The sequence below is a fragment of the Paraburkholderia sp. BL25I1N1 genome, from assembly GCF_003002025.1.
In the GTDB taxonomy this organism is placed as follows: Bacteria; Pseudomonadota; Gammaproteobacteria; order Burkholderiales; family Burkholderiaceae; genus Paraburkholderia.
Genome location: NZ_PVZB01000029.1, coordinates 18,507 through 31,267, shown reverse-complemented (window position 1 = coordinate 31,267; position 12,761 = coordinate 18,507). Strand labels below are relative to the sequence as shown.

The 12,761-nt window shown below is 60.2% G+C and carries 12 protein-coding genes; 5 read left to right on the top strand and 7 right to left on the bottom strand.

Annotated features, from left to right (window positions below):
- The first annotated feature begins 29 nt into the window (after nt 1-29).
- Both B0G73_RS32730 and B0G73_RS32725 read left to right on the top strand, forming a co-directional pair.
- Nucleotides 30-194: a rubredoxin gene (locus B0G73_RS32730; RefSeq protein ID WP_106285272.1), complete on the top strand. Its 165-nt coding sequence runs from the start codon at nt 30-32 to the stop codon at nt 192-194.
- A 35-nt stretch (nt 195-229) separates the two neighbouring features.
- On the top strand, nt 230-1,084 hold the full coding sequence (locus tag B0G73_RS32725) for an enoyl-CoA hydratase/isomerase family protein (RefSeq protein WP_106285271.1): 855 nt from the start codon (nt 230-232) through the stop codon (nt 1,082-1,084).
- A gap of 26 nt (nt 1,085-1,110) precedes the next feature.
- Here B0G73_RS32725 and B0G73_RS32720 read toward each other — a convergent pair whose 3' ends face one another.
- From B0G73_RS32720 to B0G73_RS32700, 5 genes are all read right to left on the bottom strand, one after another.
- The gene (locus B0G73_RS32720) at nt 1,111-2,307 is read right to left on the bottom strand and encodes an acetyl-CoA C-acetyltransferase (protein ID WP_106285270.1); all 1,197 of its coding nucleotides are present in this window, start codon (nt 2,305-2,307) and stop codon (nt 1,111-1,113) included.
- Between the two features lie 77 nt (nt 2,308-2,384).
- Nucleotides 2,385-3,644: an acetyl-CoA hydrolase/transferase family protein gene (locus B0G73_RS32715; protein ID WP_106285269.1), complete on the bottom strand. Its 1,260-nt coding sequence runs from the start codon at nt 3,642-3,644 to the stop codon at nt 2,385-2,387.
- Between the two features lie 4 nt (nt 3,645-3,648).
- Complete coding sequence (locus B0G73_RS32710; protein ID WP_106285268.1) at nt 3,649-4,818, bottom strand: CaiB/BaiF CoA-transferase family protein; 1,170 nt, start codon at nt 4,816-4,818, stop codon at nt 3,649-3,651.
- Nucleotides 4,815-5,801, bottom strand: a complete 987-nt coding sequence (locus B0G73_RS32705) for a nitronate monooxygenase family protein (protein WP_106285267.1) — start codon at nt 5,799-5,801, stop codon at nt 4,815-4,817. Before B0G73_RS32705 ends, B0G73_RS32710 begins: the two co-directional genes overlap by 4 nt.
- A 103-nt stretch (nt 5,802-5,904) precedes the next feature.
- Entirely contained in the window at nt 5,905-6,681 is a 777-nt protein-coding gene (locus B0G73_RS32700) for an enoyl-CoA hydratase (protein ID WP_106285266.1), read from the bottom strand.
- Nucleotides 6,682-6,919: 238 nt separating this feature from the next.
- On the opposite strand from B0G73_RS32700, the gene B0G73_RS32695 reads away from it, so the two are divergent.
- Both B0G73_RS32695 and B0G73_RS32690 read left to right on the top strand, forming a co-directional pair.
- The gene (locus B0G73_RS32695; RefSeq protein WP_106285265.1) at nt 6,920-7,714 is read left to right on the top strand and encodes a crotonase/enoyl-CoA hydratase family protein; all 795 of its coding nucleotides are present in this window, start codon (nt 6,920-6,922) and stop codon (nt 7,712-7,714) included.
- 116 nt (nt 7,715-7,830) lie between these two features.
- Nucleotides 7,831-9,072, top strand: coding sequence for a CaiB/BaiF CoA-transferase family protein (locus tag B0G73_RS32690; RefSeq protein WP_106285340.1), 1,242 nt, complete (start codon nt 7,831-7,833; stop codon nt 9,070-9,072).
- A 253-nt stretch (nt 9,073-9,325) separates the two neighbouring features.
- Here B0G73_RS32690 and B0G73_RS32685 read toward each other — a convergent pair whose 3' ends face one another.
- Nucleotides 9,326-10,084: an SDR family NAD(P)-dependent oxidoreductase gene (locus B0G73_RS32685; RefSeq protein WP_106285264.1), complete on the bottom strand. Its 759-nt coding sequence runs from the start codon at nt 10,082-10,084 to the stop codon at nt 9,326-9,328.
- A 245-nt stretch (nt 10,085-10,329) separates the two neighbouring features.
- On the opposite strand from B0G73_RS32685, the gene B0G73_RS32680 reads away from it, so the two are divergent.
- The gene (locus tag B0G73_RS32680) at nt 10,330-11,127 is read left to right on the top strand and encodes an IclR family transcriptional regulator (RefSeq protein WP_106285263.1); all 798 of its coding nucleotides are present in this window, start codon (nt 10,330-10,332) and stop codon (nt 11,125-11,127) included.
- A 61-nt stretch (nt 11,128-11,188) separates the two neighbouring features.
- Here B0G73_RS32680 and B0G73_RS32675 read toward each other — a convergent pair whose 3' ends face one another.
- Nucleotides 11,189-12,667, bottom strand: a complete 1,479-nt coding sequence (locus B0G73_RS32675; protein WP_258194053.1) for an MFS transporter — start codon at nt 12,665-12,667, stop codon at nt 11,189-11,191.
- Between the last annotated feature and the right edge of the window lie 94 nt (nt 12,668-12,761).

Sequence of the window (12,761 nt, the reverse complement as noted above, 5' to 3'; positions counted from 1 at the left end):
CTCTTCAATCAAATAGCAGATCGACAACTATGAAACAGTGGCAATGCATCTTCTGTGGCTTTTTCTATGACGAAGCGATCGGGCTCCCGGCTGAAGGTTTTCCGCCTGGTACGCGTTGGGCTGACATTCCAGACGACTGGGCTTGCCCGGAATGCGGGGCAGGGAAGGGCGACTTCATCATGATCGAGGTTTGATTCGAGGCCCGGGCTAACCCCAGATGCCGTTGGTAATGGCCGATATCGACACCGATGTGCGCTACGCTTGTGTCGACGGCGTTGCAACCATCACGATCGACTCTGCGCCGGTTAATGCTTTGAGCGTTGCGGTGCGGTCGGGTTTGTTGCGAGCCTTCACACAGGCTCGAGCGGATGAAGATGCGCGAGCTGTCATCCTTACCGGCCGCGGCAAAGGCTTTTGCGCCGGAGGAGATATCCGCGAATTCGGGACTCCTGGGGCGGCGGCATCGCCTGGACTGTCGATGCATGTTCACCCGATGATCGAGTCGATGAACAAGCCTGTCATTGCCGCCATTCATGGCATGGCGGTGGGTGGCGGGCTGGAGACGGCGCTGGTATGTCACTATCGCGTCGTCGAGGCCGATGCCAGGATTGGTCTGCCAGAGGTCGCACTTGGCACCATTCCGCTGTCGGGTACGCAACGCCTGCCACGGGCGTTGGACCTTCGACGCGCAATCGATATGATTCTGTCGGCTCGCATGGAACCGGCGTCGGCGTTTGCGGGAACCGCCTTGTTCGATCGGATCGTCGGACACGGTCAGGCTTTGACCTCGGCTGTGCAGCTGGCGCATGCACTCGTCGAGCGCAATGACATTTCGTTACCGCTGATCCGCCATCTGCCGGTCGTGACAAATCACACTGCAAAGGTGCTTGAAGAGGCACGCGCCTATCTCATCGGGCAAGAGGTCGGAAGCGCCGTGCATGCGCAGGCACTTGTGGCGATCGGCGCCGCCGTCGAATGTGTCGACTTCGAAACGGGGATGAAAACGGCGCGTGCCATTTACGACGCGTTGATGGCTTCAGAAGAAGTGCACATTCGACGCGAGCGCTTTCTCAATCGAAAGTGAGGTGGGCGCCGGTCCGGCGCCGCAGCTCAGGCACGCTCGAACAGAGCGGCCAAACCCTGGCCGCCACCGATGCACATCGCCTCGAGACCATAGCGGGCCTTGCGGCGTTGCAACTCGAAGAGCAGAGTGGTCATCATCCGAACACCTGTCGCGCCGATCGGATGGCCCAGGGAGATGCCAGACCCATTGACGTTCAACCGGTCTGGATCGTTCCATTCCCATCCCTTGAGCACGGCAAGCACCTGGCAGGCGAATGCTTCGTTGAGTTCGACCAGATCCATCCGATCGATCGACAACCCTGTGCGTGTCATCAGTTTCTGAACGGCGGCCACTGGACCAATGCCCATACGTGACGGCTCGCAACCCGCTGCGGCCCAGCCATTGAACCAGGCCATCGGCTCCAGCCCCAGTGCCTCGAGCTTGTCTTCGCTGACCACAAGACAGGCGGCTGCCGCATCGTTTTGCTGGCTGGAATTACCCGCTGTGACGGTGCCTCCGGGTATTTGCGTGCGCAGCTTGCCGAGGCTGTCCATGCTAGCGTCTTCGCGGAATCCTTCGTCTTTGTCGAAGAGCCGGGGGGCGCCTTTTTTTTGCGGGACCAGGACCGGTACGATTTCATCGGCCATGCGACCCGACCCCCACGCTTCGGCCGCGCGCCGATGGCTGCGCACCGCATACTCGTCCGCCTGCTCCCGGCTGATGTGATAGTCGTTTGCGAGATTCTCGGCCGTTTCGATCATGCCCGAGATGTGACCGAAACGCTCCTCTGGCTGTGAGCGTTCGCGGCCGCGCGCGAGCCGATCGTGAAACTGCACCGAACCCGCGCGTGCGCCCCAACGCATGTCGGTGCTGTAGTACTCGATATTGCTCATACTCTCTACCCCGCCTGCGAGCACAACGTCGGCGGCACCTGTCTGGACCATCATCGCTGCCGTAGCGAGTGCCTGGAGTCCGCCGCCGCATCGGCGGTCGAGTTGCATGCCTGGCACCTGCACCGGCAATCCAGCCTGCAATGCGATCCAGCGCCCAACGCAAGGCGTTTCGCTGTTCGCGTAAGACTGCGCGAACACTACGTCATCGATGCGAGCGGGATCGAGCCCGCTACGCTTCAAGATCTCTCTGGTAACCAGAGCGCCGAGCTCTTCGACCGGCACGCTGCGCAAACTGCCGCCGAAAGTGCCGACCGGCGTTCGTACTGGAGAGACAATCGCTGCGCGTTTCATAGGGTTCTCTTCAAATGGGATGGAAGCCGCTGCCCGGCATCACGTCTGGCCGGTGGCTGCGGGTTGGGCAATGGAAGTCAGCCGGAGCCGCTAGTGGCATGTTCAAGGGCGGCCCGGTAGTCAGGATGAGCAATCGCCAGAAGGCGCTCGCGTCGCTGTTTCAGACTGAGCCCCCGCAAGTCGGCTACGCCATATTCGGTCACGATGATGCCGGCGTCGCTTCGCGGCGTGCTGACCGGGCCACTGAGTGCCGACACAATCCGGCTTACGCCTTTGGCTGCTGTCGAAGGCAGGGCGATCACCGGCAGGCCGCCTTTGGCGAGCCGTGCTCCGCGCAGGAAGTCGAGCGCGCCGCCCACGGCGCCGACGTACCTGCCGCCGGCGACTTCCGCATTGATCTGCCCGCTCAGATCAACTTCCAGTGCAGAATTGATCGCAACAAATCGGTCGATGCGGGCGAGCACGTCGACATCGTGCGTATAGCTCGTCGAGCGAAATTGCACCTTGCGGTTGCGATGCGAAAAATCGTGAATGCGGCGGCTGCCCATCATGACGCCCGCAACCGTTACGCCTCTGTCCACGTTCTTTAGCGCATTGTTAATAACGCCAGCCTCCATCAGATCGGCGACCTTGTCGCCTATCGTGCCGGAGTGGACACCCAGGTTTCGCCGGTCCGACAGCTGCCCCAGAACAGCTTCGGGAATCGCGCCGAGACCGAACTGAAGCGTTGAGCCGTCATCAATCCACCCAGCGATATGGCCGGCTATTGCCCGTTCAATATCGCCCGCTTTGGCTGGTGCATTTTCGAGCGGCGCGCGCGAGGTCGGCAGGATGAAGTCGAGGTCGTCATCGCGCAGATAACGCTCGCCGTAGGTCCACGGTGCCCGTTCGTTGATCTCGGCGACAATCACACGCGCGGTATCGAGTGCCGGGATCAGATACTCATGCGCAATCGACAGACTGTATCGGCCCTCGGCGTCGGGCGGCGCGAGTTGCAACAGCAGCACGTCTACCTTGAGCGCGCCCGAGTGGATCATTTGCGGAAACTGCGAGTAGTGGCACGGCAGCACATCGAGTACGTCCGCGTGCGCCAGTACCCGGTTCGCGCCGGCTCCGCAGTACGAAACGAAGTCGATGCAGTCTGCGTGGACCGGCTGGCAGGTGTCGGTGGTGCTCGCCCCCAGGAACACACGGAAGCGACCGATTTGCCGCCGTTGCGCGATGAGAGTCTGCGTCAACGGCACCGGTTCGGCGTTTGCCTGGCCCCACATGACGGTGTCGCCAGGACGAACGATGGACGCGAAATCGATCGAGTCCGGTTGCAGGAGCAAGGGCATGACGTTACGCCTTGGTTCTCGGGTTCCGCGTGCGGACAGCACCGGCTTGATCCAGAGCGGCGATGTATTCGGCGGTATACCCCAGTGTCCCGAGAATCTCTGCCGTATGCTCGCCGATGGCCGGAATAGATAGGTCGGGTTCTGCCGGATCGCGTTGGAATCGAATCGCGCTTCCGATGTGCTGGCGGCCCGTCGCATCCATTCTCACCATCTGACGAGCGCGAGCCTGTGGATGCGAGAGCGCCTCATGCAGCGACAGCACCGGTGCGAAACTGACGCGACGTCCTTCTAACCACTCGAGCCATTCGTTCAACGTGCGCGTCAGGAAAACTTCGGTGAGGAACGCGCGCAGGCCGGCCTGCGCTTCGCCTGTCGGTCCGACTGCGACGGGGATCAGGTCGGGCCGGCCGAGGGGCGTCAGCAGGTTGGTTGCGAAGTCGAGTTCGCGTCCGCCGAGGCAAAGCCATTGCGAATCGGCTGTCCGGTACGCCGCAAGCAGTGCGATCGCATTGTCGCCATGCGGGGCCTCGACATCGTGTCCGTCGACAGGGTTGAGCGCGTGGCCGGTCAGATGGGGTTGTGCGGTCAGCGCCGCGTCGTAAAGCGATATGTCCACGAAGTCCCCATGACCCGTCTCGCGCGCATGTAACAACGCCATCAGCACTGCGGACAAGGCCGTCAATGAACCGGCCAAAGCGGCGAGCGATGCGCCGGACGTGACGGGCGCGCCGCGTTCGTCGCGCGGCAGCGTTCCCGCGATGGCCTGTACGACGGGGTCGTGCGCCGGTACCGACGAAAGCGGGCCGGTTTGACCGAAAGCGGTCAAGGAGCAGTAAACAAGGCGGGGATTTGTGCGGCTAACGGTGTCGTAATCGATGCCAAGACGCGCCGCGACTCCGGGCCGCGACGATTCGATCACGATGTCGGCCTTGTCGATCAGTCTCAGCGCGATAGCGAGTCCGTCGGCATGTTTCAGATCTAGTGCGATGCTCCGCTTGCCGCGATTGAGCGCGACAAAAAACTCACTGTCCGACTCTAACGAACCGCGCGCCGCATCTCCAGTCAGCGGCTCAATCTTGATAACGTCGGCGCCATGATCGGCAAGGTGTGATGCGAGCATCGGCCCGGGCATGAATTGCGAGAGATCGACGACGCGAACCCCGGCAAGCTTCATGCTGAAGGCACCTCGAAGGGGAAGTCACGCTGCGCGATGTCAGCCGCCTGTCGCATGATTCTCGCGATCAGTTCCGCACAGGTCGGCAAATCGTGGATCAGGCCAGTCACCATTCCGGCCGGAAACGCACCGCCTTCGATGTCGCCGCTTGCAAAGGCATCCATCCAACGGTTCGCGCCGGTCAGTGCATACAGATCGGCGTGAGTGATACCACCGGCACGCTCCAGTTCGACCGCGGCGAGGCTGACGCTGTTTTTTATCACGCGGCTCGAGTCGCCAAGCGTGCGTCCGACCAGCAAAGTGTCGCGCTCGGTCGCTTCCAGCAGGCGCTGCTTGATCGCCGCATGGACATGCGATTCCTGCGTGAGCATGAAGCGTGTGCCCATGTTGATGCCGTCCGCGCCGAGTGCGAGCGCGGCCATCAGGCCTCGGCCATCGGCGAATCCGCCCGAGGCGAGCAGGGGGATCTTCAACTTGTCGGCAGCGGCGGGGATCAGGATCAGTCCGGGGATATCATCTTCCCCGGGATGCCCCGCACATTCGAAGCCGTCGATACTGACCACGTCTGCGCCGAGCGACTCGGCTTTCAGCGCGTGCCGCACGGTGACGCACTTGTGGATCACCTTGACACCGCTCGCCTTGAACATGGCGATGTACTTCGCGGGGTTGCTGCCAGCGGTTTCGACGACTGACACGCCTCGCTCGACGATCGTGCGCACATAGCCGTCGTAGTCGAGTCCGGCGTTGCTGCCGAGCACGGTCAGATTCACGCCGAACGGCTTGTCGCTGAGCGCTCGCACCTGGTCGATTTCTCGAGCCAGCGCGTCCGCGTTCGCATGTGTGTGGGCGGAAATGAAACCGAGCCCGCCGGCATTGCCGACTGCCGCCGCGAGTTCCGCACGAGCGACCCAACGCATGCCACCCTGGATGATCGGGTAATCGATGCCAAGCAATTCGGTGATACGATTTTTCTTGGGGTTCATGGTTTTGAGCCGTCTGGGCGATTGACTGGGTGGCAAGGACTCGATCCAGGCACGGGCCTTAGCCGATCCGCACAAAGGTGCGGTTCAGACCCGCGCATCGTTGTCAGCGATTGTCGAACACAGGCTTGCGTTTTTCCGCGAATGCGGCCATGCCTTCCTTGCGGTCTTCGGTTGCGAAGGTTGCATATGCCATGCGTCGTTCGAAGAGGATGCCTTCAGCGAGACTCGATTCATACGCGCGATTTACGCATTCCTTCGCCATCGCAACCACAGGTTGCGAAAATCCGCCGATCGTCTCCGCCGTTTTCAATGCTTCGTCGAGCAACTCTTCGAGAGGCACAACGCGACTGACGAGGCCACAGCGTTCGGCTTCGATGGCGTCCATCTTGCGGCCCGTCAGGACCATCTCCATGGCCTTCGATTTACCGAGTGCACGGGTGAGACGTTGTGTTCCGCCTGCGCCCGGAATGGTCGCCAGCGTAATTTCAGGCAACGCGAAACGGGCGTTGTCGGCAGCGAGAATGAAGTCGCACATCATTGCCAGTTCGCAACCGCCGCCTAATGCGAGGCCGGCCACTGCGGCGATAACCGGCTTCCGGCAGCGCGCGGTGCGCTCCCAGTTGGATGTGATGAACTGTCTTTTGAAGACGTCCATGTAAGTCCAGTCGCTCATCATCTTGATATCGGCGCCCGCGGCAAACGCCTTCTCGTTGCCGGTCAGCACGATCGCACCGATCGCTTCGTCAGCTTCGAATCCATCGAGTGCGGCGGTCAACTCGTCCATCAGGAGGTTGTTCAGCGCGTTGTACGCCTGCGGTCGGTTAAGCTTGATGAAGCCGACTGCGCCGCGCGTTTCAACGAGAATAGTTTCGTAGCCCATAAGTCTTCCTTGCACGAATTCAAACGAACATGTACGCCACCCGGTGACTGTGCGGGACGCGGCGCGATCGCTTTGCGGATCGGCTTGTGCGGCTGCATCGCCGTGCCGGACTGCCGACGCCGAGGTGAATCAGGCTTGTCCGTAAATTGAACGGTGTTTATAATTGTGAATGCGCGACGAAGCTTTGTCAATTGAGCTTCGGGTCGGCGCTCCATCAAAAGACGCAAGGAGGCACAGAGTGACCACACGCCATGAAGACGGGCAAATTCGCGTGGAGCAGCGCGGCCATGTTCTGTTGATCGGCATTGACCGTCCGGAAAAGCGCAATGGCTTTACCCCCAAGATGTTCGAGGAATTGGCCAAGGCGTACACGCTTCTCGAAACGAGTCCCGACATTTTCTGTGGACTGCTCCATGCAGAGGGCGATCACTTCACTGCGGGCCTCGATATGCCGAAGATCGCGCCGCTACGCCGCGAGGGTAAACCGCTACTTCCGGTCGGCGAAGTCGACCCATTCAATCTGCGCGAACCACTGCGCAAGAAGCCCGTCGTGATTGCGCTGAAGGGAATCTGCTTCACGGTGGCAGTTGAGCTGATGCTAGCATCTGAAGTGGCAGTGGCAGCAGACAACTGCCGCTTTTCGCAGCTCGAAGTCAAGCGCGGCATCATGGCTGGCTGCGGCGCGACGATACGGATGGTGGATCGCGCGGGGTGGGGCAACGCGATGAAAATCCTGCTTACGGGTGACGAATTTACGGCACAGGACGCTTATCGTATGAACTTCGTTCAGGAAGTAGTGCCGGCGGGCGAAGAATTTAAGCAGGCACTGGAGATCGCGGAACGCATTGCCGCGCAGGCACCGTTGGCCGTGCAGGCGACCATGGCCAATGCTCGGCTATCGCTTGGTTCAGGCTGGCAAGACGCCTATTCCAGGATCCAGACGACCCAGCAATTTCTTTACAACACGCAAGATGCTAAAGAAGGTGTCCAGTCGTTTGTCGAAAAGCGCGCTGCCAAATTCAGCGGCTGCTAGCGAAACGACCGGCGCGATACATAGCGCGTGGTGAACGGGGTTTCATGCACCACGAGTTCTATCAGGTCACGACTCCCGGCGTCGCGTTTGGAATGAATTCAATGGAACGATTCGATATGAAGCAAGGTGCGTTGTCGGGGATTCGCGTGCTCGATCTGAGCCGCATTCTCGCTGGGCCATGGGGCGCGCAGATGCTGGCGGACCTGGGGGCAGAGGTGATCAAGGTCGAACGACCGGGCAAGGGCGATGACTCACGCCAGTTCGGTCCGCCTTTCCTGAAGGACCGGGACGGTAACGACACGCGTGAATCGACTTTCTTTATCAGCGCGAACCGAGGTAAGAAGTCCATCACCTGCGACATTGCGACCCCTGAAGGGCAGGCACTGATCCGATCGCTTGCGGCTAAATGCGATGTGCTACTGGAGAACTACAAGGTTGGGGACCTGAAACGTTATGGCCTCGATTATGAAAGTCTCAAGGCTGTCAATCCGCGCCTTGTCTACTGTTCGATTACGGGCTTTGGCCAGACGGGGCCCTACAGCCCGCGTCCGGGCTACGATTCGATTTTCCAGGCAATGGGCGGCCTGATGAGCATCACGGGAAATGGCGACGACGTGCCCGGTGGTGGCCCGATGAAGACCGGCCCAAGTCTCGCGGATATCATTTGTGGGCAATACGCAGCGTCAGCGATTGTCGCGGCGCTCTATCGGCGCGACGCCGGAGGCGCGCCAGGTGGAGAAGGGCAATATATCGACCTCTCCCTGCTGGATTCGATGATCGCCGCGACCTCGCACTATGCCAGCCAGTATCTGGTATCCGGCGAAATCCCGATCCGACGCGGAACTGAGGGTAACGGCGGCATGCCCTCACGCATGTTTCGATGCGCGGACCGGGACATCATGATTGTCGCCGGCAATAACGAACAGTATGCGCGGCTATGCCAGGTGTTGGGTCGTCCGGAACTCGCTACCGATCCGCGCTTTGCCGAAATCGCCCTGCGAGTGAGGAACCGCCGGGCACTCGGGGACGTATTCGAGCCGCTGATCGCGCAATGGCAGAGCAACGAGCTGCTGGTTGCGCTGGACGCCGCGGGCGTCCCGGCAGGCCCGATCAACAACCTTCAACAGGTCTTCGCCGATCCGCACGTTCAGGCGCGAGGCATGTGCGTGGAAGCCACGCATCCGCTATCCGACGACGCAGTGAGGATGGTCGCTAATCCGGTGAAGATGTCAGGTACGCCGATCGATTCTTATACCGCTCCTCCTACGCTCGGCCAGCATACCGATTCCGTGCTGAGCGAGCTGTTGGAGATGTCGCCTGCGGATATCGGCTCGTTGCGTGAGCGCAAGATCATTTAGGCCAATGCCTGACGCAGCCATCAGGTGCAGTGGCGGCTCTGAGCAGCTCAAAAATATGGCCCTGACTTCCCGCAAGAAGGCAGGGCCAAACTCATCGCACTCTCGCGAAGTTCGATGGAGGAGAAATCTGTATTACGGAGCAGCTTTGCGCTTCGCTTGAATTCCGCTGCGATTCACCGACTGTTGCTGCGCAAATTAACGATCCTTGCACTTTGCTGTTGCTTCATGTGTGACAAGTTACCTTGCAGCGCATCTAGAGCATTGACTGGCCGCCGTCGACATTGATGGTCTGACCCGTGACATAACCTGCGCTCTCGCTGCACAGAAATGCAACTACACGTCCAATATCTTTCTCGGGATCGCCGAAACGACCCATTGCAATCTCCGACAGATAGCGCGCGCACTCGGTGGGGTTCGCCTCCAGATAGGCATTCGCGGCGGGGGTCAGCGCGGCGGGGCACACCACGTTAATCGTGATGCCATGAACGCCCCATTCGCGGGCGGCAACCCGCGACAAGCCGCGAATGCCTTCTTTGGCAGCGGCGTATGGCGCAAAGCCCTGCGTGCCTTCGATACCGGTGCGCGACGCGAAGTTAACGATCCTGCCACTTTGCTGCTGCTTCATGCGTGGCAAGACAGCCTGCATGAAGTAAAGCGTGCCATAAAGGCCGGATTCGAGCGTGTCGCGCCAGTTTTCATCGGTGACCTGTTCCAGAGGCACGCCAGGAGTGCTGCTTTGCGCATTATTGACAAGCGCATCGATACGCCCGAAATGCTTGATGGCGAGGGCGACGGCATTCTCTGCGTCTGCGCGTCTGCGAGTATCGCCAGGCACCGCGAGCACCCCCACGCCAAGGGCCTCCAGTGTGCTTTGCGCGTCCCGCAGCTTCGTTTCGGTGCGCCCAGTCAGAACAAGGTTCGTGCCTTCCATTGCCAACGCACGCGCTATGCCGAGCCCTAACCCTTGGCCACCACCCGTTACGACGGCAACCCGGTCCTGTAGTCCACTCATGAACGAACTCCTTAGTCTCGTACCGATTGAAGATGCGCTCACGGTGCGGATCGAGCCGGCTGACCAGTCGCAGCACTGTGAAACACATTTCTGAACGTCGTTCGATTATATAATAAGGAGAGCCACGATGACCGCAAAATTATTTCGGATCTTGGGACGAATAACGGTGCTAAACCGGCGTCCGACGTGAGACTATGTGAATGGTTCATTTATAATGAACTCAAATCAAATGGAAGGGGAGTGATATGTCGAAAGAAATCCTGGCGCCAGCGGACAGAGATGTCACCGGACCGCGTTCGCTGACTCGCCTGCTCGGACTGTTCGACGTACTGGCGAAAGCGCCAGATGGGATGTCGCTGGCGGAACTTAACGTTGCCTTGGAGTCGCCGAAAAGCAGCTTGCTCAACTTGCTGCGCCCTCTTGTGGCCGAGGGGTTCCTGATGCACGACGTCGGCCGTTACCGGCTGGGACCGTCCATTTTCCGGCTTTCCGCGAACGTGATGGCGGTATGGAATTTTTCGAAAATGCTGCGCCCGTTTCTTGTCGAGTTGTCGGAGCGCACACGGGAAACGGTCTATATCGGCGTGCTCGATGCGGAGCAAAAGGTCATAACGTATGTCGATGTCATTGAAAGTGCACAATCTGTTCGATATTCGATGATCGTCGGGATGCGTCGCCCGCTGTATTGTACGGCCGCCGGGCGCGTTCTGCTGGCTTACCAATCCGAGGAGTTCCTTGCCGAGTATCTTCGGACGGTCAAGCTTGAGCGGCACACGGAACAAACCACAGTCAACAAGAAGGTTTTACGCGAGGAGCTGCAGAGCATCGTTGAGACGGGGTTGTCGATCAGCCGCGGCGAACTGCTGCCTGACTCGGCAGGGTTGTCGTCACCGATTTTCGGACCCAACGGCAACGTGATTGCGGCAATGGCGGTCGGCGCGCCCCTGGAGCGGTTCGACCGGCAACGAAAGAGCCTGGAGGAACATATGCTCACCGTTGCGCAACGCGCCTCGGCACTGGGCGTAGCGAACGACGACGAGTAACCGGCTCGCGCGAGACGTCTTTGGCGGATTCGCGTTGCGGCCGCCAGTTTCTGTCTGGCAATTACCGAATGCGTGCCGGGCCACTTACCGCTCCGCAGTCGAGGGCGCGGGACTGACGGCCTGGTCCGCGACGGCGCGGCAGCACATACGCAATTGCCAGTCCCGCCAACGCGCTGCCTGCGACGTACCCAAACACTGCAACATAGCTTTGCGCAGCAGGAAACGTCGCACCTCCTTCGTTCACGGATGCACCCTGCAGCAGCGTGAATACGGCCTGCGCACCGACCGCGAAAAAACACGAAAAAAATACGTAGAGCAGACCAGTCACCTCACCGGTCTGTTCGGCTGGAGTCGCTTCAATAATCAGGTTGTAGACAGCGGTGTGCGCGAAGGCCAGGCCAAACGAGCAGAGCATTGCGCCGGGAACGAACAGCAATAAATTGCTGCGAAGCAGGATCAGGCTGGTCCACGTAATCACTAGCATGGTCATGCCGATCAATGCGGCACGACGGGCTTCGTAGCGAGCGGCGATGCGTCCACTCCACGGGCTGGCAATCATCGCGCCAGAGTTGATGGTGAACATCAGTAATCCCGCCTGGGTTGCGGTCATCCCGAAGCCCGCATGCGTCCAGGCCGGTTGCTGTAAGAGCATGGAGAAGACTTGACCCAGTTGCATCGCTCCGATGGCGATGCACATCATGCAGACGTTTGCGAGAATCACCTGGCGTTTTGCCAAAATGCGGACGTCAATAAGTGGATTCGTCACCCTGCGCTGGTCTCTCGCCCAAAGCCACAGCAGCACCAGACTTGCTATCAGGATGCCCCAGATACGCGGATCCATGATTCCCCATGCGTGGACCTGCTGAACAGCGAACAGAATCGCGCATAACGCCGGTGCGAAGGCAAGGCCCCGCACGAAATGAATTCTTTCGCTGACCCTGCGCGACGATTCTGGCACCCATAGACGCACCGCTGCGATCGTAAGCGCACACAAAGCCACTTTGAGCCAGAAGCCACCCTGCCACGAGTAGTGATCGACCACAACACCGGCGCCGATATAGACCAATCCGGCCGACACCATACCTGCGGCGCTGATCAGCCCAACGGCAGACGGTATTTGTCCAGAAGGCAGGTTCTCTCGGACGAGCCCCATGGAAAGTGGCGTGATGCCGGACGCGATCGACTGCATGACGCAGCCGGCGATCAACACGGCAATGCTTTGCGCGCACGCCGCCACCACGCCCCCCGCGGCCGCGACAACCAGCACGGTGAGCAGAACCCGTCGGTAGCCGAGCAGGTCGCCAAGCCGCCCACAGATCGCAGCGAAAACCGCCGCGCCGAGCCAGTAGGCTGTGACGGTCCAGCCCACCGAAGCCGACCCGGGAAAAACCCTGTAGAGCGTGACGAGCATCGTGTAGATCACCGTGATGCCGGACGATGCCGCGACTGCTGACAGCAGCACTGCAACCATGAACCGGCGGCGCGTGCCCTCGGTTAGGGGCGCGCGCGGTAACGATTGCGGCGTTGCATCGGCGTGCATAGGCGTCTACCTGCGATTGAGTTTTACGTATCATCTCATAGTTGAACAGTGTGCGTATAATTGTTATTGCATAGGGCGATCGAGCTGCCTTCGC